The organism is Streptomyces sp. NPDC049954, from assembly GCF_040656295.1.
In the GTDB taxonomy this organism is placed as follows: domain Bacteria; phylum Actinomycetota; class Actinomycetes; order Streptomycetales; family Streptomycetaceae; genus Streptomyces.
In genome coordinates, this window is sequence record NZ_JBFALS010000004.1 from 551108 (window position 1) to 576576 (window position 25469).

Genomic DNA, 25469 nt, shown 5'->3' on the forward strand with positions numbered 1-25469 from the left:
ATGGCGAACCAGTTCGGCCGGCTCCGCAGCCGCCTGCTGACCCCCAGCACGAACGAGACGAAGCTGTCCACCCGCGGCTTCCACGAGAAGAGCCCCGAGGCCCGCGAACGGCTGGAGAAGGTCGGCGAGACCTTCCTGACCGGCTACGCGTACGCCGCGGCGTCCTCCTCGGCCCAGGAGGCCGAGACCCGGCTCGAAAGCGTGCCACCGGAGTTCCGGGGGTTCGCCTACGAGGGCGCGGGCATGGGGATGGCGGTGCGCGACGGGCTGCCGGTCGGCGGCACCCGGCACGTGGAGCGCCTCCTGCGGGGCGAGGGCGCCAAGCACGTGTACATGGTCTACGTGGGGGTGGGCTGGGCCATGGCCCGCGTCCCGCGGTTCCGCTGGTCGCGGATGTACACCGCCGACCCCCTGCTGCGCTGGCTGGTGCTCGACGGCTACGGCTTCCACCAGGCGTACTTCCACACCGGCAAGTACGTGCACGAGCAGTACCAGGAGCCCGGCTTCCCGTGGCCGGGGGGTGGGTGGTCCCGGGCCGCGGACCGGGTCATCGACCAGGGGATCGGGCGCGCCCTGTGGTTCGTCGGCGGCACCGACGTCGAACGGGTCAGCACCATGATCAAGTCGTTCTCCGAGGACCGGCACCCGGATCTGTACGCGGGGACCGGACTGGCCGCCACGTACGCCGGTGGCGTCGGCGAGGCGGAGCTGCGGCTCCTGCGCGAGCGGGCGGGCAAGCAGGGGCGCTGGCTCGCCCAGGGCTCTGCCTTCGCGGCCACCGCGCGCCTGGAGGCGGGGCTGGGCAACGCGCACACCGCGCTGGCCACCGAGGTGCTGTGCGACGCCACCCCCGAACAGGCCGTGCGGGTCTGCCAGGAGGCGCTGCCCGACCCCTGCGTGGACGAGGGCGTCCCGGCCTACGAGCTGTGGCGCCGCGGGATCGCCGACCGGCTGGCCGCAGGCGTGGAGGGCTGAGCCGTGACCGACACCCAGTCCCGGGCGGGCGGCACCCGGCGCCGCGTGCCGCCGGGCCCCTCCCGGTGGTCCACCGTCAAGCTGCTCGACATGCTGCTGCGCGACCGGCTCGCCCTGATGCGGACGGCCGCGAACGGCTACGGCGACGCCGTACGCATGGCCATCGGCCCCAAGACCCTCTACTTCTTCAACCACCCCGACCACGCCAAGTACGTGCTGGCCGACAATCCGGGCAACTACCACAAGGGCATCGGCCTGCACCAGGCCCGCCGGGCCCTCGGCGACGGGCTGCTGACCAGCGAGGGCGAGCTGTGGCGGGAGCAGCGCCGGGTGATCCAGCCCGCCTTCCAGGCCAGGCGGATCGCGGCGCAGGCGTCCGTGGTGGCCGAGGAGACGGCGCGCATGGTCGGCCGGCTGCGGTCCAGGACCGGGGACGGGCCGGTGGACATCACCGCGCAGCTGACCGAGCTGACCCTCGGGGTGCTCGGGCGCACCCTGCTCGACGAGGACCTCGGCGGCCACGCCTCGATCGGCCACGACTTCGAGGCCGTGCAGGACCAGGCGATGTTCGAGGTCGTCACCATCGGCGCGGTCCCGCAGTTCCTGCCGCTGCCCAAGCAGTTGCGCTTCCGCGCGGCGCGGGCCCGCCTGCAGAAGGCGACCGAGGAACTGGCGGCGCACCGCGTGCCGGGCGGGCAGGACGGGGACGACGTGCTCTCCCGGCTGCTCGTGTCGGTGCGCGCCGAGCGGGACCCGCGGATCGCGCGGCGCAGACTGCGCGACGAACTGGTCACGCTGCTGCTGGCCGGGCACGAGACCACGGCCAGCACCCTCGGCTGGGCCTTCTACCTCATCGACCAGCACCCGCAGGTGGCCGAGCGGCTGCGCGAGGAGGCGCGGAGCGTGCTCGGCGACCGGCTGCCGGAGTTCGAGGACCTGCACCGGCTGGAGTACACGACCATGGTGGTCGAGGAGACGATGCGGCTCTACCCGCCGGTGTGGATGCTCTCCCGCATCGCCCAGGGCCCCGACGTCATCGCCGGATACGACATCCCGGCGGGCGCCGACGTCGTGGTGTGCCCCTACACGCTGCACCGGCACCCCGAGTTCTGGGAGCGGCCCGAACGCTTCGAACCGGACCGCTTCGACCGCGACCGGCGGGCGCAGCGCCCCCGTTACGCGTACATCCCGTTCGGCGCGGGACCGCGCTTCTGCGTGGGCAACCACCTCGGGATGATGGAGGCCGTCTTCGTGATCGCGATGGTCATGCGCGAACTGCGCCTGGAACTGCCGAGGGGCGCGTCCGTGGTCCCCGAGCCGATGCTCTCGCTCCGGGTACGCGGCGGCCTGCGCATGTCGGTGCGCGGCGCGTAGGGCGCGTCGCCGAAGCCCCGCCGGCCTACCGGAGGGGGCTTCGGCGGCTCGGTACCGCGAAGTACGTCGCGGCACCGGCCAGGCAGATCAGCCCCGCCATGCCGATGGCCGGGGCCAGGCCGTCCAGGGACCGTGCCCCCGAACCGGACGCGTGGAAGGCGGGCAGCACGCCGACCGAGGCGGCGCCGAACGAGCCGCCGAGGTTGCGCAGCGCGCCCACGGCCGGCAGGCCCGCGCCGGGCAGCGACTTGGCCGGTACGACGAGCGCGAGGGTGCGGCCCGTCGGTACGGCCAGGGCGATCCCGGCCCCGCTCAGCAGGAGCGGGAGCAGCAGCACGGTGTACGGGGAGCCGCGGTGCGCGCCCCAGGCGAGCGCGCCGAGCGAGAGCGCGGAGGTGACCAGGGCCAGGGCCATCAGCCTGCTGGTGCCCAGCCGCAGCGCGAGCGGATCGGACAGCGGGGCGCACACCAGCAGCCCGAGGCACAGCGGGGCCAGGTGCAGCCAGGCGTAGAGCGGCCGGCCGACCGGGTCGGTGGCCAGGAAGTACCGCTGGAGCAGCAGGACCGTGCAGTAGAGCGCCGCGCAGCCGCAGGCGTAACCGACGCGGACGGCCAGGAACTCCCGCGCGCGGAACCCGCCGAGCGGGATGCGGCCGGCCAGCAGGACCAGCAGCAGCACCGTCCCGAGCCCCAGCCCGAGCAGTACCGCCGCGCTGTCCCAGCCGCGCCGCGTCCCCTCGGTCACCCCCCAGGCCAGCGCGAAGCAGCCGAGGGCCGTGACGAGCGCGCTCTCCAGGTCCGGCCGCCCCGGCACGTCGTGCCGGTCGGGCCGCCAGCCCGCCGCGAGGACGAGGGAGAGCAGGCAGACCGGCACGTTGAGCCAGAAGATCCACCGCCAGTCCCCGCCCTGGGCCACCAGTGCGCAGACCAACGGGCCGCCCGCGGCGGACAGTTCGATCCCGCCGCCCGCGCACCCGGGCAGCACCAGGCCGCGCGTGCGCGGCGAGGAGAGCTGCCCGGCCAGCCTGAGGACCGCGGGCGTCACCAGCGCGGCGGCGGCCCCCTGCCCCGCCCGGCCGAGCGCCAGCCAGGCCCCGACGGGCGCGAGCGCGCAGCCCACCGAGGCGGCGGCGAGCAGCACCTGCCCAGCACACAGCATCCGCCGCGAGCCGTACCGGGTGTGGAGCGCGCAGGCCGCGGGCAGCAGCGCCGCGAACGCCAGGCTGTAGGCGATCACCGTCCACTCCAGCAGGGAGAGGGACATCTGCGGCCCCGTCCCCCACGGATCGAGCGCGATGGGCACGGCGAGGCTGTCCATGGCGACCACCGAAGCGGTGGTCGAGGCCAGCAGCGGCAGCCAGGACCCACGACTGCCGACCGCCTGCCCCCCGGTGACTCCTGCTGTCATCGCGAGTCTCGTCCCCCTCGGTCGAGCCGGGCACGGAAGAGCCAACCCGACAGAGGATAGGACCCGGGCCCGGACTGCCGATCACGGCCCCCCGGCAGCCAGTTGGGCGAACGGACGTCAGCCGCCCAGGGCCTCGGCGGACTGCTGCTTCTCCTTCTCCGCGTGGGAGAAGAGGAGGGTGGGCTCGCTCCTGCGGATGACGTCCACGTTCCGGGCCGGGGCCCGCGCGGCCGGTGAGGTGGTGAGGTGGTGAGATCGCGCCGGCCGGGCACACGCGGCATGCCGGGGCGGCGCGTCGTGGTGGACCCGGCGGCCTGCGGGACGACCGGCCGGCTGCACGGCACACTCGGCACCACGGTGACGCGGCACCACGGCGACGGCACCACGGCGACGCGAGACCACCACCCCATCACCGAGGAACAGGACGTACGACGTGCGGGCAGTCACCGAATTCGTGGTCAGGCACCGGATGTTCGTGCTGATCGCGTGGCTCGTGCTCGCGCTCGCCGGCGGGTACGCGGCGCCGAAGGCGACCTCCGCGCTGAGTTACGACTTCGGGCTGCCGGACCAGCCGGGGTACCAGGCCAATGAGCGGATCGTGCGGGACTTCGGCTCGGGCGGGGCCAACGCGCCCGTCCTGCTCGTCGTCGGGGACGGGAAGCGGCCGGTGGGACGCGCGGCGGCCGCACCTCTCGTGCGGGCCGTCGAACGCGCCGCGCCGGGCGCCCGGGTGACCTCGTACGCGCAGGAGCCCGGTCTGCTCGCGAAGGACGGGCGCACCGGGATCGTCCTCGTGTACCCGCGTCCCGTGCCGGGGCAGGACCCGTACGCGGCGGCGCTGCCCGCGCTGGAGAAGGTCGCGGCGCGGGCGCCCGGCACCGTGCGGGTCACCGGGCAGGACGCGCTCCAGTCGGGCGGGGGCGGCGGCGGGGCCGGGGTGCTCGCCGAGACGCTGTTCGGCGGGGTCGGGGCGCTCGTCGTGCTGCTGCTCGTGTTCGGTTCCGCGCTCGCGCTCATGCCGCTGCTCATCGCCGGGGCCTCGATCCTCACGACCTTCCTGATCGTGTGGGGGCTCACCGGCCTCACCGACATCTCGTTCATCGTGCAGTACCTGCTCGCGCTCATCGGGCTCGGCGTCGCGATCGACTACGCGCTGCTCGTCGTGACGCGCTGGCGCGAGGAGTGCGGGCGCGGCGCCGGCACCGTCGAGGCGGTACGGCGGGCCATGGCGACGGCCGGGCGTTCCGTGCTGTTCTCCGGGGTCACCGTCGCCGTGAGCCTCGCCGCGCTGATCGCGCTGCCCGTGCCGTTCCTGCGCGGCGTCGGCTTCACCGGACTGCTCATCCCGCTGGTGAGCGTGGCCGCCGCGCTGACCCTGCTGCCCGCGCTGCTGCTGACGGTGGGCCACCGGCTGGAGTGGCCGGGGCGCCGCTCCCGCGACTCCGACAGCCGGCTGTGGCACGGCATCGGCCGGGCCGTGGTGCGGCACCGCTGGTGGGCCTGCGCCGGGGCCACCGTCCTCCTGCTGGCGCTCGCCTCGCCCGTGCTCACGCTGCGGCTGGGCCAGTCCACGACGGACTCGCTGGCCTCGCTCGGCGGGCCCGCCGCCACCGCCGTCGAGCAGGTGGACCGCTCGGGGCTCGGCGGCGGGCTCACCCACCCCGTCGAGATCGTGACCGGGGACCCCGGCGCCGTACGGGAGGCGCTCGGCGCGGTCGACGGGGTCGCGGGGATCGTCGCACCCGGCCGCTGGTCGGCGGACGGGCGGCGCGTCGTCGACGTGTGGACGGCCGAGGACACCGCGACGGGGCCCGGCTCCGACGCGGCGGCCGCGATCCGGAAGGCCGCGGAGGGCACCGGCGCGCAGGTCGGCGGCACCCCGGCCGAGGACGCCGACTTCCTGACCGCCGTCTACGGCAACGCGCCCTGGGTGATCGCCCTCATCGTCGTCGTGACCTTCCTGCTGCTGGCCCGCGCGCTGCGCTCGTTCTGGCTGCCGGTCAAGGCGCTCGCGCTCAACGTCCTGTCGCTCGGCGCGGCTTACGGCGTCACCGTGCTGATCTGGCAGCACGGCTTCGCGACCGAGGCGCTGTTCGGGCAGTCGGCGGCCGGGTCGCTCACCATCTGGGTGCCGATCGCGGTGTTCGCGTTCCTGTTCGGCCTCTCCATGGACTACGAGGTGTTCCTGCTGTCCCGTATCCGCGAGGAGTACGACGCGGGCGCCGGCACCGGCACCGCGACGGTGCGCGGACTCGCCCGCACCGGGCGGCTCGTCACCTCGGCCGCGCTCATCCTGTTCCTCGCGTTCGTGGCGCTCTCCCGGGTCCCCACGACCGACGTCAAGATCCTCGCGACCGCCCTCGCGCTCGGCATCGTCATCGACGCGACCCTCGTCCGCGGCGTCCTCGCCCCCGCCCTCGTCGCCCTGCTCGGCAAGGCCAACTGGTGGACGGTGCCGGTGCGGAGGAGGAAGCGGGAGACCTCCGCCAAGTAGGGCCCGCGCGGGGTCCCGGGGGGCGTGGGTTCGCCACCGCCCGGGCCCGGGCCCCGCGCGTCCTTCCCGTGCCTACGACGCCGTGCCTACGACGCCGTGCTCACGACACCGTTCCTACGACCCCGTGCTCACGACCCCGTGCCTACGACACCACCTGAAGGCGGGTCCACTTCTGGTTGGCGCCGCCGTCGCAGTCCCAGATGTCCAGGGCGGTCCCGTCGGCCGAGGCGAAACCGGGGGCGTCGAGGCAGCGGCCCGACAGCGGGTTGCGGTAACCGCCGTTGTACGCCTCCCACTTCTGGTTGGCGCCGCCGTTGCAGCCCCACAGGGCCACCTTCGTGCCGTTGGCGGTGCCGGAGGCGGTCACGTCCAGGCACTTGCCGAGCGCGCGCAGCGTGCCGTCCGAGGAGGCCGTCCACCACTGCGCGTCCGTCGCGTTGCAGGTCCACAGCTGCACGGCGGTGCCGTTGGCGCTGTTGCCGCCGCTGACGTCCAGGCACTTGCCGCCGGCGCCGGAGCGCACCTGGGCGCCGTTGGGCACGGGTGTGCTGAGCCAGCCGGCCTGGTCCGCGGTGAGCAGGGCGCGGTGGAAGGCGTCGGCGACCTTGCGGTATCCGGCGTCACCCGGGTGGAGTTCGTCGGAGAGGTCGGCGGCGGTCACGGCACTCGTGTCGACGAACCCGACGTGCTTGCCCTGCGCCTGCTTGGCGCGGACGATCTCCGGGACCCGCCGGTCGTACTCCGCCCGGGTCGCCTCGATGGTCGGGTTGGTGGTGACGAACAACGGGCTGACCAGCACGGTGACTCCGGGCGAGCCGGCGAGGACGCGGTCGATCAGCGCGTCCAGGCGGTCGGAGACCGTCGGCACCTCGTACTGCTGGCCCAGGTCGTTCGTGCCGACCTGGAGCGTCACGACGTTCGGCTTGTAGCGGGCCAGGGAGCCGTCCACGATCCCGGCCACCTGGTCGATCCGCCAGCCCGAGTGCCCCTCGTGGTCGGGGTCGGCCATGGTGCCGTTGCGCAGGCCGCCGACGAAGTCGGGTTCGTAGCCGTCCGCTTCGAGCGCGTCGTGCAGCGGCCCCCGGTAGCCGTTGCCCGTGGAACTGCCCACGCCCTCCGTGATCGAGGCGCCCAGCGGCATCAGCCGTACGGGCGTTCTGGCCGCCGCGCGCGCCGGGGTGTCCTGGGCGGTCGCGAAGGCCGGTCCGGACAGCGCCGTCCCGCACGCGGCGAGGGCCAGCGCCGTCAGGGCCACGAGCGCCCCGCGCACGGACCGCCCGCGCGGACGGGCGGTCCGCCGCCGTGTCCCGGTCCGTCTTCCGTCCTGCGGTGCCTTCCTCATGGTGCTCATGTGCGGCTCCTCGCTGTGCGGTTCCCGGCGGGCTCGACGCCCGGCGACATCGTTGTCAGCGATCGGGAAGCTAGTGAGCCGGCCGGGGCGCGTCAACGGTGTGCGCACGCCGGGCCCGGGTCTGGCCGGAAGGAGCCGCCCGGCACCCCCCGATGGCCGGTAGGGGGCGTCAACCAGCCGCTTGCGCAACGAAGTTGAGCGTCAGCTGGCAGGCGATGTGGGCGCGGACCGCCTGCGCCATGTCGGTCGCCCCGTCGCTCAGCAGCCACTGGACCTGGAGGCCGTCCATGAGCGCGATGAGCTGCCGGGCGGCCACCACGGGCTCGATCCCGGGGCGCAGGAAACCGGCCGCCGCCGCCTCCTCGTAGGCGCGCAGGGCGTCGGCGACGGAGGTGCGGTACCGGCGGACGAAGTAGGCGTGCGCGGGGTGCTCGGGGGAGGTGGCCTCGGCGGCGAGCAGGGTGAAGAGTTCGACGATGCCGCGCCGGGTCGCGTTCAGCTCGGTCAGGTCGGCGAGGCGCCGCAGCCGGTCCACGCCGCGCGGTTCGCCCGCGTACAGCCACAGGTCGTCGACCGCGTCGCGGTGTTCGAGCACCGCGAGCAGCAGGGACTCCTTGGTCGGGAAGTGGTGCAGCAGCCCGGGGTGCGAGATGCCGCAGCGCTGGGCGATCAGCCGCAGCGAGGTGCCCCGGTAACCGGCCTCCCCGAACAGCGTCATGGCCTGGTCGAGGATCTCGCTCCGGCGGGCCCGGCCCTTCGCGTAGCCCTTCCGTACCTGCCCGCTCATACGCCACTCTCCCGATCCGCCGCACGGCGTGGGTCGTCCGGCTCTGGCCGGGAACCGCCCCCACCACATACTTACCAGGTGGTCGGTATTGAGCGTACGGTGGGAGGGCGGGGTGGTCGTGCGGCCACGCCGTGCGCCTGCCGCCGCCCCGGCCTGCCGAGGGGGTGTCCCGTCCGCCGAGCACGTCGTCGACGTGGTGAAAGGAACTCCTGTGGGCCCCAACCCGCCGTACCGTGACCCCTCGCTGCCCGTCGCCGAGCGGGTCGACGACCTGCTCGGCCGTATGACGCCGCAGGAGAAGGTCGGCCAGATGCTCCAGCTGAACGGGAAGGAAGGCGTACGGGAGGCGGTCGAGGACAAGCACGCGGGCTCGATCCTGCACGCCTCTCCCGAACGCGTCCTGGAAGCGGCCGAGCTGACCGAGCGCAGCCGGCTGCGCATCCCGCTGCTGGTCGCCGAGGACTGCATCCACGGCCACTCGTTCTGGCACGGCGCCACGATCTACCCGACCCAGCTCGGCATGGCCGCGACCTGGGACCCGGAGCTGGTCGAGCGCATCGCGCGGGCCACCGCCGTCGAGGTCGCGGCGACCGGGGTGCACTGGACCTTCTCGCCGGTCCTGTGCATCGCGCGCGACCTGCGCTGGGGCCGGATCTCGGAGACCTTCGGCGAGGACCCCTTCCTGATCGGTGAACTCGCCTCCGCGATGGTGCGCGGCTACCAGGGCGAGGGCCTCGACGACCCGACGGCGATCCTCGCCACCGCCAAGCACTTCGCGGGCTACTCGGAGACGCAGGGCGGCCGGGACGCGAGCGAGGCCGACCTCTCGCGCCGCAAGCTGCGCTCCTGGTTCCTGCCGCCCTTCGAGCGGGTCGCGCGCGAGGGCTGCCGGAGCTTCATGCTCGGCTACCAGTCGATGGACGGGGTGCCGATCACCGTCAACAACTGGCTGCTGAGCGAGGTGCTGCGTGGCGAGTGGAACTACACCGGCACCCTCGTGACCGACTGGGACAACGTCGGCCGCATGGTGTGGGACCAGCACATCTTCGCCGACTACACGCAGGCCGCCGCAGCCGCCGTCAAGGCCGGCAACGACATGGTGATGAACACCCCGAAGTTCTACGAGGGCGCCCTGGAGGCCCTGGAACAAGGGCTGTTGACGGGCGCGGAGATCGACGCGGCGGTGCGCCGCATCCTCACCCTCAAGTTCGAGCTTGGCCTGTTCGAGAACCCGCGCCACCCCGACTCCGCGCGGCAGGCCGAACTCATCGGCAGCGCCGCGCACGCCGGGCTGAACCTGGAGGCCGCCCGCCGGTCCCTGGTGCTGCTCACGAACGACGGCACGCTGCCGCTCGCGGGCGGACTGGAGGCCGACGCCACCGGCCGCGCGCTCCCCGCAGCCGACGGGAAGCCGCGCAGGATCGCCGTGATCGGCCCGAACGCGGACGAGGCGCAGAACCAGCTCGGCGACTGGGCCGGCTCCTCCGGTCAGGTCGACTGGCTGCCGGACGGCCAGCCGCGCGAGATGATCACCACCGTCCTCGAAGGCTTCCGCGCGCACGTCCCCGAGGGCTGGACGGTCACCCACGCGCGCGGCGCCGAGGTCCTGACCGTGGGCGCCGACCCGGCGGGCGCCTTCTTCCCCGACGGACAGCCCCGGCCCGACATCGTCGTCCCCGCCGAACCCGACGAGGCACTCGTCGCACAGGCCGTCGCGGCGGCCTCGGACGCGGACTACGTGGTGGCCGTGGTCGGCGACCGGATCGAGCTGGTCGGCGAGGGCCGCTCCACCGCGACCCTCGAACTCATCGGCGACCAGGTTGCGTTGCTCGACGCCCTGGAGCGCACCGGCACCCCGATGGTGGTCGTCGTCATCGCCTCCAAGCCGCTCGTCCTGCCGCCCTCGGCGCACCGCGCGGCGGCCCTCGTGTACGCCGCCAACCCCGGTATGGAGGGGGGCAGGGCGGTGGCCGAGGTGCTGCTCGGCCTGGTCGAGCCCACGGGCCGGCTGCCGATCTCCTTCGCCCGGCACGCGGGCCAGCAGCCGACGTACTACAACCAGGTGCGCGGCCAGCACGGCGACCGCTACGCCGACCTCACGCAGGACCCGGCCTTCGTGTTCGGCGAGGGTCTGGGCTACTCCACCGTCGCGTACTCCGACCTCGTCGTGCGCACCCCGGCGGTCGCCGAGGGCGACACGGTCCGCGCCACCGTGAGCCTGCGCAACACCGGCGGCCGGCCCGTGCGCGAGGTCGTGCAGGTCTACGTGAGCGACACCGTGTCCTCGGTGACCTGGGCGGAGAAGGAGCTGAAGGCGTACCGCGCGGTCACCCTCGCGCCCGGCGAGTCCCGCGAGGTCGCCCTCGAACTCCCGGCCGCCGACTGCACGATCGTCGACGCCGAGGGCCGCCGCATCGTCGAGGCGGGCGCCTTCGAACTGCTCGTCGGCCACTCCTCGCGCGAACAGGACCTGCTGCGCGCGGGGTTCACGATCAAGGACTGAGCCCGCGAGCGCCCGGCCGCGCACCCCCCGGGGCGCGCGGCCGGGTCCCGGTGACCCCTGTCGGAGCGGTGCCGGGTTGCGGCAGGATGGGGACGTGGCGGAGGACTTGGTGAGTGGCGGGGGTCTGCCCCCGGACCTGGCCGGCGGCGCGGACGCCCCGCTGGACACGGCGAGCGGGCCGGGTGGCTTCCCGGACCGGTCCGGCGGCCCGGACGTGGTGAACGGCGCAGGGCTGTCCCCGGACGGGCTGCGCGAGCATCCGGTGGGCGCGGTGTCGGTGTGGCTGCTCGCGGTGCCGGGCGCCGGGGAGTGGGCGCGGACCGGGCCCCGCCACCTCGACCCGGCCGAGCACGAGCGGATGCGGGCCTTCCGCCGCGAGGTGGACCGGGTGCGGTACGGCTTCGCGCACAGCGCGCTGCGGGCCGTGCTCGCCCTGTGCACCGGCCGGGAGGCCGCCGCGCTGCGCTTCGTCCGCGAGGACTGCCCGGGCTGCGGCGGACCGCACGGCCGCCCCGCGCTGGACGGGGCGGGACCGGCCTTCTCGCTCTCGCACGGCGGGGACCTTGTCGCGATAGCCGTCGCGGCGCAGGCCGTCGGCGTCGACGTGGAACCCGGCCCCCGCCCCCAGACCGTCACCGAGGTCGCCACCGCGCTGCACCCCGGTGAGCGCGCGGAGATCGGGGCGGCCACCGGGGAGGAGGGGCGCGCCGCGGCCTTCGCGCGGCTGTGGACGCGCAAGGAGGCGTACCTCAAGGGCGTGGGCACCGGGATCGGCGTCGACCTCGCCGCCGACGACCTGCGTACGGCGCCCCCCGGCTGGCGGGTCGTGGACCTGCCGGTCGTCGCGGGCCACGCGGCGGCCGTCGCCGTCCGCACCCCGTCCCCGTGCGTGGTCACCGTGCGCCCCGCGCCCGCCCCCTGGGCCGGGCGCGACGTGCTCGCCGACCGGTTCCCGCCGCACGGCTGAGGCCGGGCACGCGGGACGCGCGCCGGACGGCTCAGCGCAGGGTGCGGACCGGGAGCAGGACGTGCGCGGAGGAGGTCAGCATGGACTCGTCGCCGACGAACGCGGTGAGCGCCTCGTCGGTGATGGTGCGCCCGGGTACGGCCTCGGGCCACGGGCGGGTCGCGAAGATGAAGTAGGCGTAGCCGCGCTGACGGGCCGCCGCGAACCACTCGGGCGGCACCTCGCACTGCGCGTTGAGCTGGGGCGGCATGGTGAGCGAGGCCGAGCCCGCCTCGACCAGCAGGGTCACCGGCAGGCTCGTCGTCTCCCGGCCGTCGAGCAGCTGACCGCCGACCGGCAGCCCGGTGTCGGCCAGCAGGGCATGGGCCGCCCCGGAGACGCCCGCGTAGCCCGCCGTCCCGTCGCCGAGCGGATAGGCGAGCAGGAACGGCATGTCGTGGTCGTCGTCGGGATGCTTCCCGCTCCACGCCACGACGACGAGCGTGCCGAGTTCGGCGGGGCGGAAGATGCGCTGGGCGCTGTCGGTGGAAGTCACGGACGGACCATAGCGACTCGGCCACATTTTCCCGTCCGGCCTGTCACCCGACCGGCCTAGCCCATTCCGGCCATCACTCCAAAGGGGAGCGGGCGGAATTCTGTACGGGCGACGGGGAACGGCGGGAAATGACGGGGGGCGGTGCCCGGGACATATCGCTGCGGATTCCGGGGAGCCGCCGTCGTAAGGCCGCCCCGGGACGCGGGGAAAACGGGCCCGCGAGTCGGCGGGGGCGGCGGGAAGCAGAAACGTGAACCCCCGGGACGGGCGCTCGCGCGTTCCCCGGGGGTCTGGGCCGGCGCCTCGCGGCGCCGCCCGTCCGGCTCGGTGGCGACGGCTCGGTGGCCCAGCCGGTCAGCGGCCCAGCGGCAGGGCGCCCAGGGGCAGGCCGCCGAGGAGCTGGCCGGCGGGGCCCGCGCCGCGCTCGTCGCCGAGGAGCTGTCCCAGGGGTGCTCCGGCCTGCTCGTCACTGAGGAGCTGGGTGCCGGCCCGGTCCGTGAGGTCGGCGAGGACCTTGCCGGTCAGGACGTCGCGCGCGTTGAGCTTCTCCTTCGGGGCGAGCGGCGTGAGCTTGCCGACCACGGGCTCCAGCGTGTGTCCGGCGGAGTCCGGCACGTTCGGGTCGAGCGCGTCGCTCGCGACGGTGCCGAGGGCGCCCTGGCCCTGCTCGACCACGGAGTTCAGGCCCCCGTTGACGCTGCCGGGGGTCAGCTCACCGGCGGCGAAGGCGGGGCCTGCGGCGCCCGCCGCGGCCAGGGTGCCGGCCACGAGCGCGGCCGTCTTCACAAACTTCATGGGGGTTCCTTCAGGTGGACGGGTGAACGGGTGGACGGGCCGGAGCACGGGACGTGCTGGAGCGCTGCGGGAGGGGCGGGCCTCGCGGACCGGAGCACGAAGGCCGCCCTCCTGGCTGGAGAGCGGCCGTGTGCGTGGGCGCCGGGGGCGCACGCCGGTCGTCCTGCGGCTGCTCGCCGGACGGGTCAGGCGTTGACGCAGGTGTTGCCGAACGCCGGGTTCAGCAGGCCGACCACGTCGACGGTGTTGCCGCACAGGTTGACCGGGATGTGGATCGGGATCTGCACGGCGTTGCCGGACAGGACGCCCGGCGAGAAGGCGGCCCCGCCCTGGGCACCGGCGTCGGCGCTGGCGATACCGGCCGTGCCGGCCAGCGCGGCGGCGGCGACGGAGGACAGGACGAGAGCCTTGGCGGCGGTACGCGACATGGAGAAGCGCTCCTTGATCGATCGGGGGCGGTCGGACCGGACCGAGGCCCGGCGTGAGCAACAACGGCCGCGCACCGGCCCGGGTTGTGCCCCGAAAAGGTGAACCGCCCCGCCTCCGCCCCCTCCCCGCCCTCTCGCGCTCCCCGCGCACGCCGGGGGCCCGGCTCCGCGCCCGCCCCGCCGCCCTCTCGTACCGAGCGGCTTCCGGGGTCACCCGCGTGTCCCAGGGCGCGGGCCCATTCGAGTAGTCCGGCAGCCGATGTGAAAAGAACACTCCGGTCGCGTGATCGTGCTGAGCGATTCTCTCTGTGTGCGGGGTTACAGTCCGGTCGGTCCTTTCGCTTTCCGATTCTTTCCTGACGTTCTCTTTCCTGGCGTTTCCTTTCCGGCGTGTGCCGGGCCTTTCCGTGACGTTCGATTCCGCCGTCCTTCACCCGCCCGTCCCGAACGGCCGTCCTCTCCCGGAGAACACCCATGCGAAGTCCACGTCACCTGTCCGCCGCGCTGCGGCACGGCGCGGTCGGTGCGCTTGCCTCGCTCGCGCTGATCGCGGGCGTGACCGCGGCGGGCGCCTCGGCCCCGCCCCGTCCGGCGGCCCCGGACCGCGAGGCCGCGAGCCTGCCGATCGCCCAGCGCTGGTCGGCGGTGCTGCACGGCGGCTTCGTGCGGGCGGCCAACACGGCGGTCACCTGCCGCAGGGCGCTCACGCCGAAGGTGCCCTCGTGCGCGGAGGCGGCGGCCACGGGCGGCCAGGGGCGGGGCGCGGCCCCGCTGGTGGCCAACGGCGACTACTCGCTCTTCTACGCCGACGCCGACCGCGACCCGAACACGTACAACTCGACGCGGGCCCGGCTGCGGGTGCCCGAGGGCGCGCGGATCAGGTACGCGCGGCTGTACTGGGGCGGGAACCTGCGGGTGGGGGAGCAGAAGCCGCCCAAGGACAACGCGCGGGTGCTGTTCGCCGAACCGGGCGGCGCCTACCGCGAACTGCGCGCGGACACCGTGACCGGCCACCGCGTCGCGGGCGGCGCGGACGCCTTCCAGTCCTCCGCCGACGTCACCCGCTCCGTGCGCGCCGGCGGCCCCGGCCTCTACACCGTCGCGCAGATCAACGTCGCGAGGGGCAACTCGCCGACCGGCGGCTGGGGCGGCTGGACCCTCGTCGCCGCGTACGAGCGCGGGAGCGAGCCGCTGCGGCGGCTGAGCCTGTGGGACGGCTTCCGGACGCTGCACGCCGACGAACGCGACCGGCGCTCGCTGAGCGTCGGCCTGCCCGCCCTGCGGGTGCCGGCCGGGGCGCGGGGCAGCGCCGGGATCGTGGCCTACGACGGGGACCGCGGCCTCGACGGGGACTCCGTCACCGTACGCACCGGGAACGCGCCCGCCGTCCCGCTCGGGGACGCCGCGAACCCCACCGCCGACGTCTTCAACTCGACGGTGAGCGAGGGCGGGAGGGAGCGGGCCGGGGACCGGGTGCCGGGCCCGCCGCACACCTTCGGCTACGACTCCGACGTCCTCGACCTCACACGGGCGCTGCGGCCCGGCGGCACCGGCCTCCAGGTGCGTGTCACGGCACAGCGCGACTCGCTGTGGCTCGGCGCGCTGTTCCTCCAGACCGACGCCGAGTCCCGTACCGGGGGCGGCGGTTCGGCCGACTGATCCTTCGCCCGCCCCGCCGCCGTGGGGCGCCCGGCCCGCCGCGCCACCCGCGCCTTCCTGCCGTCCCCGTCGTCCCTTCCGTCTCTCACGAGTGGGGTCCCGCGCGTGACACTGTCAGCACCACCAGACCGAGTGGCCGTCCCGGGCCCGCCGCCGCTGCCCGCGCGCGTCCTGCACGTCGTGCAGCCCGTCGAGGGCGGGGTCGCCCGGGTCGTCGCCGAACTCGTGCGCGCCCAGCGGCGGTCGGGGATCGACGTGCACCTCGTGTGCCCCGAGGGCGGCACGCTCGCGGACGGGGCGCGGCGCCACGGCGCGACCCCGCACCTCTGGCGCGCCGGCCGGGAACCGGGCGCCGCGCTGTACCGCGAGACCGCCGAACTCGGGCGCGTCCTGGACCGGGTGCGGCCCGGCCTCGTGCACGCCCACAGCGCGAAGGCCGGTCTCGCCGCGCGGCTCGCGGTGCGCGGCCGGCTGCCGACCGTGTTCCAGCCGCACGCCTGGTCCTTCGAGGCCGTCGACGGCACCCTCGCCGCGCTCGCCCTGCGCTGGGAGCGGTACGCGGCCCGCTGGGCCGACCGCGTCGTGTGCGTGAGCGAGGCGGAACGCGACACGGGGATCGCGGCCGGCGTACGGGCCCGGTGGGCGGTCGTCCCCAACGGCGTCGACCTCACCGTCTTCCGGCCGGACGGGCCCCGGTACGCCGTCGCCGACGGGGCGCCGCTCGTCGTGTGCGTCGGGCGGCTGTGCCGGCAGAAGGGCCAGGACGTCCTGCTGCGCGCGTGGCCCGCCGTACGCCGCGAAGTGCCGGGCGCCCACCTGGTCCTGGCCGGTTCGGGGCCCGACGAGGAGGCGCTGCGCCGCGCCGCCCCCGAGGGCGTGACCTTCGTCGGCGCCACCGAGGACGCCGCCCGCTGGTACCGCGCCGCCGACCTCGTCGTGCAGCCGTCCCGCTGGGAGGGCATGGCGCTGGCCCCGCTGGAGGCGATGGCCTGCGGCCGGGCCGTCGTCCTGACCGAGGTGGGCGGTGCCCGCGAGAGCCTGCCGCCGCTGGACACCGCGCACTGCCTCGTACCGCCCGGCGAGGCGGACGCGCTCGCCGTGCGCCTGGTGCACCTCCTGCGGGACGCACCCCTGCGCGCCGCCCTCGCCGAACGGGCCCTGCGCCACGTGCGCGCCGCCCACGACGTACGGGACACGGCCGCGCGCACCACGGACCTGTACCGGTCGCCACGCCCCGGCCCGTACCGGGAGGCGGCACCGGGACCGGACACCGGCGCGGCGTCCCCGCCCGGGGACCGGACCACACCTCCCGCCCCGCGCGCGGTCCGCGCCCGGGCATCCGAGCACAGAGAGCCGACGACGACGTGAACGCGGACAGCACCCTCCCCCCGGGCCCGGCCGCCCCGACGCCGACGGGCGGCGCACCGGCCCCGGAGGCGCCCCGGCCGGCCCGGCCGCCCGCCCCGCCGGGCACCACGCGGACCGCCACCCTGTCCGCGCCGCCCGCCCGGTCGGCGCGCGGGCGGCCCGCGAAGGGCGGCTTCGCGCGGACCGTCCCCGCCGCCCTGCCCCCGGTGCGGGGCCGGTCCGCCGCCGGGCGCGCGCTGCCGCGCTCCTCGCGGCGCGCCCCGCACCCCTCGCTCGCCCTCGTCGGGGCCGACGTCCTCGGCGCGGCGGCGGGCACCTCGGTGGCCGCGCAGGGACGGCCCTGGTGGCTGTTCTGCCTCGTCCTCGGCTGCGTCGTCGGCCTCAACGTCCGCAGCGCCGCGCTGTACCGGCCCGGCCCCGAGCCCTCCGTACTGGACGAGGTGCCCGCGCTGTGCGGACGGACCTGCGTGGCCTGGTGCGTCGCCGCGGGCCTGCTCGCGGCGGTACGGCCCGGCGTCGCGCTCGGACTCGCGACGCTGGCCACCGCGTGGGCCGGGCAGTCGCTCGTGGCCTGCGCGGCCCGCGCCGCCGTGCACCTGCGCCGCACCTCCCGCCGCAGGCTGCGGCCCGTGTCCGCGCTCGTCCTCGGCGACGCGCGGGCCCACGACGTGGCCGGGGCCCTGCTGCGACAGGTGCGGCCCGTGCTGCGCCCGGTCGGCGTCGTCGCCCCCGCGCCCGCCGGACCGGGACCGCTGCCCGTCCTCGGCTCGGCGCAGGACATGCGGCGCGCGCTCGTGCAGAACGACGTGCGCGCCGCCCTCCTCGTCGGCGAACCCGCCCTGTCCCACGTGCGGTTGCTGCGCGCGTACGGCTGCGAACTGTGGCAGGTCGACGTGCGCGGCCCGGGCCACGGTCCGTCCGGCGACGGCACGCAGCTCGCCGGCTACCCCGTGCGGCGGCTGCCGCCGGGGCGGCGCCGGGCGGGGGCCGGGAAACGCGCGCAGGACGTGCTGCTCGCCGCGCCCGCGCTGCTCGCCCTGTCCCCGGTACTGCTGGCCTGCGCGCTGGCCGTGCGGTTCAGCGACGGGCCCGGCGTGCTGTTCCGGCAGGAGCGGATCGGGCTGAACGGAAAGCCGTTCACGCTGCTGAAGTTCCGCACCCTGCGCCCCGCCGACCCGCGCGAGGCGGCGACCCGCTGGAACGTCGCCGAGGACCGGCGGATGAGTGCGGTCGGCCGCTTCCTGCGCCGCTCCTCGCTCGACGAGCTGCCCCAGCTGTGGAACGTCCTGCGCGGGGACATGAGCCTGGTCGGCCCCCGGCCAGAACGCCCCTACTTCGTGGAGGAGTTCAGCCGGGCGTACGGCGGCTACCGGCACCGCCACCGCGCGCCCGTGGGCATCACCGGGCTCGCGCAGGTCTCGGGCCTGCGCGGCGACACCTCCATCGAGGACCGCTGCCGCTACGACAACCACTACATCGACCACTGGTCGCTGTGGCAGGACACCCGCATCCTGCTGCGCACCGCCGTCTCCCTCGTCCGCCCCTCGGGGAGCTGACCGCGTTGAGCCCTGCCGCCACCCTCCCGGCCACCCCCGCCGCCGCTCCCGCCGTCCCGGACCCGCGACGTCCGCCGCTCCTCGTGGAGTGGGCCCGGGCGCTGCCGCGCGGGCTGGCGCCCGTCCTGCCCGCCGTCGCCGTCCTCGCGCTGCTGTGCGTGCCGCACGCCGGGGGCGGCGAGGGCGCGACCGCCGCCGACGCCGCCTCCGCCGTCCTCGTGCTGTTCGTCGCGGTGCGGGTGCTGCGGGCCCGCGCCCGGCCGCTGAACCGCACCGCCGCCCTCGTGTTCGGCGCGCCCGTGCTCGCGCTGACCGCCGCCGCCTTCGGGGCCGCCGACCCGGCCACCGGGATCGCGGGCCTCGGCCGCTACCTCCAGATCTTCGTCCTCGTCCCGCTCGCGCTGCTCCTGCTGCTGCGCGAGGCCCGCGACTTCCGGGTCCTCGCCTGGGCGCTCGTCGGCCTCGCGCTGGTCCAAGGTGCCCTGGGCGTGGTGCAGTTCGCGACCGGCACCGGGGCCTCGTACATGGGCTCCGACATCCGCGCCGTCGGCACCTTCGGCGCGGGCGACGTGATGGGGATGGCGACCGTCGTCGCGTACGGGCTGATCGCCGCCGCCGGTCTCGCGCTCGCGCCGCCCGGCGGCGTCCACCGCCTCCAGCGGCCGGTCGCGCTGGGCTGCGCCCTCGCGCTGACCGTGCCGCTCGCGCTGTCCTTCAGCCGGGGCGCGTGGATCGCGACCGGCGCCGTCCTCGGCCTCCAACTGCTGGCGGCGGGGCCGCGCCGCGCGCTGCGCGTCCTCGCGGCGGGGACCGCCGCCGGGATCGTCCTCGTCGGCGGTTTCGGCGTCGGCTCCGCGATGCTCCAGGAACGCGTCACGAGCATCACGCAGGTCACCGCCGCGCCGGACCGCTCCGTCAGCGACCGCTACACGATGTGGGCGGCGGCGGCCGGGATGTGGCGCGAGCACCCCGTGACCGGCGTCGGCCTCAAGGGCTTCCCCGCGCACCGCGACAGCCACGCCTCGCTCGGACTGTCGGCGGGCAGCGACACGGCGGGCGCCGGCCAGGCGTTCCGGGTCCAGCCGCTGCTGTCCCCGCACAACATGTACCTCCTGGTCCTGGGCGAACAGGGGCTGCTGGGGCTGCTCGCGCTCGCCGGGGGCTGGGCCGCGCTCGCGGTGTGCGCCCTGCGCCGCCTCGCCCCGGCCCTGCGGCGCCCGGGGACCGGCCGGCCCGCGGACTGCGGGCTCGTCGCGTGCGGGCTGCTCGGGTGGCAGCTCGTCGACTTCGCGTACGCCGACATCGGCGGCCCCGCGACCGTCATGACGGCGATCGGCCTGGGCCTCGCCGCGTGGTGGGCTCTGCCGGGGACGTCCCGCACCGGCTCCGTCCCGGCGGCGAGGGGCGGTGCGAGGTGAGCGCCGGGCCTCAGGCCGGCGGGCCCCGGGCCGCCGCGCCTCTGGGTGGTGGGCTCCGGACCGCTGGGCCTGGAACCGCCGGGCCTGGGACCGCTGGGCCTCAGGCCGGCGGGCCCCAGACCGCTGGACCCCGGATCGCCGAGCCTCAGGCTGGTGGGCCCCGGGCCGCCGGACCCCGGGCCGCCGGACCCCGGGCCGCCGGACCCCGGGCCGCCGGGCCTCCGCCCCCCGCGCCCCCCGCCCCCAGCCCCCCGAAGCGCTCTCCCGACGAGCCCTCCGGCCGGTTCCTCGCGCGGGCCGCCATGGTCACCGCCGTGCTCACCGTGGCCGGTTCCGTGCTCGGGCTGGTCCGGGACCAGGCGCTCGCGCACTTCTTCGGCGCGGGCCCCGAGACCGACGCCTTCCTCGTCGCGTGGACGCTGCCCGAGATCGCCTCGACCCTGCTCATCGAGGACGGCACCGCGCTCGTCCTCGTCCCCGCGTTCTCCGTCGCGCTCGCCCTGCGCGCCACCCGGGCCGGGGAGGGGCCCGACCCGGTGCGCGCCCTGGTCCGTTCGACGCTGCCGAAGTTCGTGCTCGTCCTCGGCCTGGTCGCCGCGCTCCTCGTCGTCGGCGCCCCGTGGCTCGTCGGACTGCTCGCGCCGGGGCTGCCCGAGCGGGCGCTCGCCGTCGACTGCACCCGGTACACCGCGACCTGCGCGCTCAGCTTCGGGCTGGCCGGGTACTGCGCCGCCGCGCTGCGCGTGCACCGCCGCTACCTGTCCCCGGCCTCCATCTACGTCGCGTACAACCTGGGGATCATCGCGGCGATGGCCGTGTTCGGGGCGCTCGGCGGCTGGGGCGTGCGCGCCGCCGCCCTCGGGGTCGCGGTCGGCGGCGGCCTCATGGTGCTCGTGCAGGTCCCCTTCCTCGTCGCCGAACTGCGCCGCTCCCGCACCATCGGCACCGCCTCGCACGTCCCGCGCCACCAGAAGCTGTTCGACCCGGCGCTGCTCGGCCCCGTGCTGTGCTTCGCGCTCGCGCGGCAGTCCCAGGTCCTGGTGGAACGCTTCCTCGGCTCGGAGCTGCCCGCCGGGGCCATCTCGCACCTCAACTACGCGCAGAAGGTCGCGCAGGTCCCCATGGTCCTGTCGCTCATGCTGTGCACCGTCACCTTCCCCGTCGTCGCCCAGGCCCTCGCCGACGGGCGCGCCGAGGACGCCAGACGCCGCGTGGAACGGGACCTCGCGCTGGCCGGCTGCATCGTGCTGCTGGGCGCCGCGACCGTCGTGGCCTGCGCCCCGCAGATCGTCACGCTGCTCTTCCAGCGCGGCGCGTTCACCGCCGCCGACACCGCCGCGACCGCCTCCGTGATGCGGGTGTACGCCCTCGGACTGCTCGGCCACACCCTCGTCGGCGCCCTCATCCGCTCCTACTTCTCGGCGCCCCGCACGACCTGGTACCCGGCCGCCGCGATGCTCGGCGGACTCGCCGTCACCGCCGGCTGCGGGGCGCTCGCCGCACCGCACTGGGGCGTCCTCGGCATCGCCGTCGGGAACGCGCTCGGCATCAGCGCGACCGCCGTCCTCATGCTCACCGGACTAAGCGGCCGCACCGTCGCGATCCGTACCCGGGCCGTCGCCGGGGAACTCGGCAAGCTCGTGCTCGCCGCCGTGTGCGGCTGCCTCGCGGCCCGCCTCGCCGCCGGCTGCTTCGCCGCGCCCCTCGCGGGGCTCGCCGCCGGGGCCCTCGCCCTGGCCCTCGTCTTCGCCGCCGTCGCCCACACCGTCCGCGCCCACGACGTGACGGCCGCCCTCACCTCCCTGTCCGCCCTCGCCAGAAAGCGCCGCGATGCCCGCTGAACCCCCAGTCGCGAAACGCCCCCCGCTGTGGGTGCTGATGTACCACTCGGTGTCCGAGGTACGGGAGGACCCGTACCGCGTGACCGTCACCCCGGACCGGCTCGACGCCCAACTGCGCTGGCTGCGGCGGCGCGGACTGCGCGGAGTCGGCGTCGGCGAACTGCTCGCCGCCCGCGCCGAGGGACGCGGCGCGCACCTCGTCGGCCTCACCTTCGACGACGGGTACGCCGACTTCCTGAGCGCCGCCGTCCCCGTCCTGCACCGCCACGACTGCACGGCGACCGTGTTCGCGCTGCCCGGCCGGCTCGGCGGCGACAACGCGTGGGACCCGCTCGGCCCCCGCAAACCCCTGCTGACCGCCGAGGGCCTGCGGCAGGTGGCGGGCGCCGGGATGGAGATCGCCTCGCACGGGCTCACCCACGTCGACCTGACGAGCGCCGACGACGACGTGCTGCGCGCCGAGACCCACGACTCCCGCGCCCGCCTCGCCGCCCTCACCGGCACGGAGGTCCAGGGCTTCTGCTACCCGTACGGCACCCTCGACCACCGCGCCGCCGAGGCCGTACGCACCGCCGGGTACCGCTACGCCTGCGCCATCGACCCCGGCGCGCACACCGGCCCCTACGCCCTGCCCCGCGTCCACGTCGGCCAGCACGACACCGGGCCCCGGCTCCACCTCAAACGCCTCCTGCACCCGCGCCGCCGCCCCACCTCCCGCACCGCCGGGTACGACGAGCCGCGCCCCGAGGTGACGGTATGAGGGTCCTGCACCTCATCACCGGGCTCGGCGTGGGCGGCGCGGAACAGCAACTGCGGCTCCTGCTGCCCCGGCTGGACGCCGACTGCGAGGTCGCGACGCTCACCCGGCCGGGGCCGGTCGCGGACGGGCTGCGCGCCGACGGCTTCCGCGTCCACCACCTCGGCATGGCCGGCAACCGCGACCTCGGTGTCCTGCCGCGCCTCGTGCGCCTGATCCGCTCCGGCCGCTACGACCTCGTCCACACCCACCTCTACCGGGCCTGCCTGTACGGGCGGATCGCCGCGCGGCTCGCCGGGGTGCGCGCGATCGTCGCGACCGAGCACTCCCTCGGCGAGCACCTCATCGAGGGCCGCCGCCTCACCCCCGCCGTCCGCGCCCTGTACCTCGCGGGCGAACGGCTCGGCTCCACGACCGTCGCCGTGTCCACGACGGTCGCCGACCGGCTGAACGACTGGGGCGTCCCCGAACACCGCCTGCACCTCGTGCCCAACGGCGTCGACCCGGCCGCCTTCCGGTACGAGGAGGCCGCGCGCACCGCCGCCCGCGCCCGGCTCGGGCTGCCCGGGGGCGCCTACCTCCTGGGCGGTGTCGGCCGCCTCGTTCCCGGCAAACGCTTCGACGCGCTCGTCGAGGCCGTGTCGGCGCTGCCACCCGAGCACCACCTCGTCCTCGTCGGCGGCGGACCCGAGGAGGACCGACTGCGCGCGCTGGCCCACCGCCTCGGCTGCGAGCGGCGGGTGCACCTCGCGGGGGAGCGCGACGCGGCCGGGCTGCGCGAACTGCTGTGCGCGATGGACGTGTTCGTGTCCCCGTCCGGCGAGGAGGCGTTCGGCCTCGCCGTCGTCGAGGCGCTCGCCGCCGGACTGCCCGCGCTCTACGCCCGCTGCCCCGCCGTCGAGGACCTTCCCCCGGCCGCCGCCCCGGGCGCGCACCAGGTCGGCAACTCCCCGGCGGCCCTCGCCGACGCCCTGCGCTGGGGCCGCGCCTCCGGCTACGGCCACGGCCTGCCCGACCAGGCCAGGTTCCCGGTGCCCGAGGCCGTACGCCACTACGGCATCGACCGCAGCGCCGCCCTCCTGACCGGGGTCTACCGCCGCACCCTCGCACGCACCGGCCAGGACCGGAACGGCACCACGAACCGTCCCGGCCCCCGCACCCCGCACACCCCGCCGACCCTTCGAACACCCCCAACACCTCCAACGCCTCGTACGCCGAGCACTTTGGGAGCGAAGACCTCATGAGCGAAGACCGCACCCCCGAGCCGGGCCCCGGCGAGGGGCCGGAGAAGAAGAGGACGAAGCGCCTCACCGGGCGCCTGCGCCGACGCCTCGTCACCCTGCCCGCCCTCGCCGTCCTCGCGGGCTGCGCGGCGCTCGGCGCGGGCGGCGGCGCCGTCTACGGACTGCTGACCCCGCCCCAGTACGCGGCCACCGCCTACGTCCTCGCCGTCCCCGGCACCGGCGGTGACTCCGCGTCGGCGCTCGGTTTCGCGCAGGCGTACGGGAAGGTCGCGACGCAGGTCGCGATCCTCGGCGACGCCCAGATCGAGGCGGGCGTGCCGGTCGCGACGCTGCGCTCCAGCGTCACCGCCGAGACCTCGCCCGACGCGCCCATGGTCGCGATCACCGCGACCGCGCGCGGCGGAGCGGCCGCCGCCGACATCGCCAACGCCGTGTCCGGCTCCCTCGTGACCGCCGCCGGGCACAGCGCCGACGCGACCCGCGTCACCCTCCAGGCCTTCTCCCGCGCCGTCGCCCCCAGCACGCCGGCGACCCCGGGCCCCGTCCTGACCACGGCGGTCGGCGCGTGCGCGGGCGGTCTGCTCGGCGCGCTCGGCCTCCTGGTGCGCCCGCGCCGCGCCCGCGCCGGGGAGTCGCGAGGCGTCCCGGCCGGAGCCGTCCCCGCGCCCGCGCACGGCGGCGGCACCCCGCCCGGCGCCCCGGAGTCCGCGGACACCGGCCGCGCCCCCGCCACCGCAGGGGGGACCAGGGCGCGATGACGCACGTACACCTCGCGACGCCCACCGAGGCCCTCGGCAACACCGGGGCCCCGGTGGCGGGGCTCGCGGCCGGGGGCCGCGCCCGCTGGACCACCGAGTGGTGCACCCGCCCCGAGACCTTCGCGCTGCTCGCCCCCGAGTGGCGAAGGCTGCACCGCGCCTGCCCGGCCGCCACCCCGTTCCAGAGCCACGCCTGGCTCCACTCGTGGTGGCGGTCGTACGGTTCGGGGCGCGGGCCGCGCGTCCTGCTGGTGCGGCGCGCGGGCGAACTCGTCGCCGCCGCACCGCTCATGCGGGCCCCGGGCCCGCTGCCCGCGCTCGTCCTGCTCGGCGGCCCGGTCTCCGACTTCGGCGACGTCCTGATCGACGCCGCGCACCAGGCCCCCGCCGCCCGCGCGCTCGCCGCCGCGCTGCACCGGGCCGCGCGGACCGCCGTACTCGACTTGCGCGAGGTGCGGCCGGGCGCGGCCGTCGAGTCGCTCCTCGCGCACTGGACCGGTCCCCTCGCGCGCCGCGCCGACTCGGTGTGCCTGGAACTGCCCGCCGTGGCGATGGACGAGCAGCTGGCCCGGCTCCCGAGGTCCACCGCGCAGCGCGTCCGGGCCAAGCTGCGCAAGACCGACGCGCTCGGCGTCGAGAGCCGGGCCGTGCCCGCCGAGGAGGTCCCGGCCGCCGTCCGCGCCCTGCTCGACCTGCACCGCCTCCAGTGGCAGGGCCGCCGGGTGACGCCCGAGCACCTGCGGCCCCGCTTCCGCGACCACCTCGTGCGCGCGGTCACCGCGATGGTGCGCTCCGGGGACGCGGCCGTTACCGAGTACCGGCTCGACGGGCGGGTCGTGGCCGCCGATCTCACGCTGCTCTCCCCGTCCCTCGCGGGCGGCTACCTGTACGGCGCCGACCCGGGCCTGCGCTCCCGCAAGGCCGACGTCACCTCGATGCTCCTGCGCACCTGCGCGCGGTACGCCGCCAGCGACGGCCGTACGACGCTGAGCCTGCTGCGCGGCACCGAACCGTACAAGGAGCACTGGCGCCCCGAACGCGTCGTCAACTCCCGGCTGCTGCTGGCCCGGCGCCGCACCGCCCCGCTGCTGTGGCTGCGCACCGCCCAGGCCGACGCCCGCAGCCGCGCCGCCCGCTGGGCGAAGGCACGCGCGGCACGGGCGGCCCGTGCCGCCGAACGTGAGGGGCGGCCCGGCGCGTGAGGAAGGCGGCCCCGTCCGTACGCGGCCCCGCCCGTACACGGGGCCGCCC

The 25469-nt window shown here is 76.1% G+C and carries 20 protein-coding genes; 14 read left to right on the forward strand and 6 right to left on the reverse strand.

Features of this window, described 5'->3' with window-relative positions:
* Positions 1–975: a DUF1702 family protein gene (locus AB0J21_RS11640; RefSeq protein WP_363145664.1), complete on the forward strand. Its 975-nt coding sequence runs from the start codon at positions 1–3 to the stop codon at positions 973–975.
* Between the two features lie 3 nt (positions 976–978).
* Positions 979–2349, forward strand: a complete 1371-nt coding sequence (locus AB0J21_RS11645) for a cytochrome P450 (RefSeq protein ID WP_363145665.1) — start codon at positions 979–981, stop codon at positions 2347–2349.
* A 25-nt stretch (positions 2350–2374) separates the two neighbouring features.
* Here the strand turns inward: AB0J21_RS11645 and AB0J21_RS11650 are convergent, their stop codons facing one another.
* Positions 2375–3757 carry an MFS transporter gene (locus AB0J21_RS11650; RefSeq protein WP_363145666.1) on the reverse strand — a complete coding sequence of 461 codons (1383 nt, stop codon included), beginning with the start codon at positions 3755–3757 and terminating at the stop codon, positions 2375–2377.
* Positions 3758–4190: 433 nt separating this feature from the next.
* On the opposite strand from AB0J21_RS11650, the gene AB0J21_RS11655 reads away from it, so the two are divergent.
* Positions 4191–6251, forward strand: a complete 2061-nt coding sequence (locus tag AB0J21_RS11655) for an MMPL family transporter (protein WP_363145667.1) — start codon at positions 4191–4193, stop codon at positions 6249–6251.
* Positions 6252–6393: 142 nt separating this feature from the next.
* Here the strand turns inward: AB0J21_RS11655 and AB0J21_RS11660 are convergent, their stop codons facing one another.
* Positions 6394–7602 carry a ricin-type beta-trefoil lectin domain protein gene (locus AB0J21_RS11660; RefSeq protein WP_363145668.1) on the reverse strand — a complete coding sequence of 403 codons (1209 nt, stop codon included), beginning with the start codon at positions 7600–7602 and terminating at the stop codon, positions 6394–6396.
* Positions 7603–7771: 169 nt separating this feature from the next.
* Complete coding sequence (locus AB0J21_RS11665) at positions 7772–8389, reverse strand: TetR/AcrR family transcriptional regulator (RefSeq protein WP_363145669.1); 618 nt, start codon at positions 8387–8389, stop codon at positions 7772–7774.
* Positions 8390–8600: 211 nt separating this feature from the next.
* On the opposite strand from AB0J21_RS11665, the gene AB0J21_RS11670 reads away from it, so the two are divergent.
* Together AB0J21_RS11670 and AB0J21_RS11675 are read left to right on the forward strand one after the other, a co-directional pair.
* Positions 8601–10892, forward strand: coding sequence for a glycoside hydrolase family 3 N-terminal domain-containing protein (locus AB0J21_RS11670; RefSeq protein ID WP_363145670.1), 2292 nt, complete (start codon positions 8601–8603; stop codon positions 10890–10892).
* Positions 10893–10986: 94 nt separating this feature from the next.
* Positions 10987–11859, forward strand: a complete 873-nt coding sequence (locus AB0J21_RS11675) for a 4'-phosphopantetheinyl transferase superfamily protein (RefSeq protein ID WP_363145671.1) — start codon at positions 10987–10989, stop codon at positions 11857–11859.
* A 31-nt stretch (positions 11860–11890) separates the two neighbouring features.
* On the opposite strand, the gene AB0J21_RS11680 is transcribed toward AB0J21_RS11675, so the two are convergent.
* The 3 genes from AB0J21_RS11680 to AB0J21_RS11690 form a co-directional block, all read right to left on the reverse strand.
* Positions 11891–12394 (reverse strand): DUF5949 family protein, encoded by a 504-nt coding sequence (locus AB0J21_RS11680; protein WP_363145672.1) that lies wholly within the window; start codon positions 12392–12394, stop codon positions 11891–11893.
* Positions 12395–12748: 354 nt separating this feature from the next.
* Positions 12749–13189: a hypothetical protein gene (locus AB0J21_RS11685; RefSeq protein ID WP_363145673.1), complete on the reverse strand. Its 441-nt coding sequence runs from the start codon at positions 13187–13189 to the stop codon at positions 12749–12751.
* Positions 13190–13374: 185 nt separating this feature from the next.
* Complete coding sequence (locus AB0J21_RS11690) at positions 13375–13617, reverse strand: chaplin (protein WP_363145674.1); 243 nt, start codon at positions 13615–13617, stop codon at positions 13375–13377.
* Positions 13618–14091: 474 nt separating this feature from the next.
* Between AB0J21_RS11690 and AB0J21_RS11695 the strand changes: the two genes are divergently transcribed.
* The 9 genes from AB0J21_RS11695 to AB0J21_RS11735 all read left to right on the forward strand — a co-directional run bounded on the left by AB0J21_RS11695 (position 14092) and on the right by AB0J21_RS11735 (position 25420).
* Entirely contained in the window at positions 14092–15276 is a 1185-nt protein-coding gene (locus AB0J21_RS11695) for a DUF3344 domain-containing protein (protein WP_363145675.1), read from the forward strand.
* A gap of 111 nt (positions 15277–15387) precedes the next feature.
* Positions 15388–16644 (forward strand): glycosyltransferase, encoded by a 1257-nt coding sequence (locus AB0J21_RS11700; RefSeq protein ID WP_363145752.1) that lies wholly within the window; start codon positions 15388–15390, stop codon positions 16642–16644.
* Positions 16641–18200 carry an exopolysaccharide biosynthesis polyprenyl glycosylphosphotransferase gene (locus AB0J21_RS11705; protein ID WP_363145676.1) on the forward strand — a complete coding sequence of 520 codons (1560 nt, stop codon included), beginning with the start codon at positions 16641–16643 and terminating at the stop codon, positions 18198–18200. The genes AB0J21_RS11700 and AB0J21_RS11705 overlap by 4 nt, the downstream gene beginning before the upstream one ends.
* A gap of 83 nt (positions 18201–18283) precedes the next feature.
* Positions 18284–19618 (forward strand): O-antigen ligase family protein, encoded by a 1335-nt coding sequence (locus AB0J21_RS11710; protein WP_363145753.1) that lies wholly within the window; start codon positions 18284–18286, stop codon positions 19616–19618.
* Positions 19619–19659: 41 nt separating this feature from the next.
* Positions 19660–21459, forward strand: a complete 1800-nt coding sequence (locus tag AB0J21_RS11715) for a lipid II flippase MurJ (RefSeq protein WP_363145754.1) — start codon at positions 19660–19662, stop codon at positions 21457–21459.
* Positions 21449–22219, forward strand: a complete 771-nt coding sequence (locus tag AB0J21_RS11720) for a polysaccharide deacetylase family protein (RefSeq protein WP_363145677.1) — start codon at positions 21449–21451, stop codon at positions 22217–22219. Before AB0J21_RS11715 ends, AB0J21_RS11720 begins: the two co-directional genes overlap by 11 nt.
* A complete protein-coding gene (locus tag AB0J21_RS11725; protein WP_363145678.1) occupies positions 22216–23460 on the forward strand; it encodes a glycosyltransferase in 1245 nt (414 codons plus the stop codon). The genes AB0J21_RS11720 and AB0J21_RS11725 overlap by 4 nt, the downstream gene beginning before the upstream one ends.
* A complete protein-coding gene (locus AB0J21_RS11730; RefSeq protein ID WP_363145679.1) occupies positions 23457–24218 on the forward strand; it encodes a lipopolysaccharide biosynthesis protein in 762 nt (253 codons plus the stop codon). The genes AB0J21_RS11725 and AB0J21_RS11730 overlap by 4 nt, the downstream gene beginning before the upstream one ends.
* On the forward strand, positions 24215–25420 hold the full coding sequence (locus AB0J21_RS11735; protein ID WP_363145680.1) for a GNAT family N-acetyltransferase: 1206 nt from the start codon (positions 24215–24217) through the stop codon (positions 25418–25420). Before AB0J21_RS11730 ends, AB0J21_RS11735 begins: the two co-directional genes overlap by 4 nt.
* Positions 25421–25469: the final 49 nt, after the last annotated feature.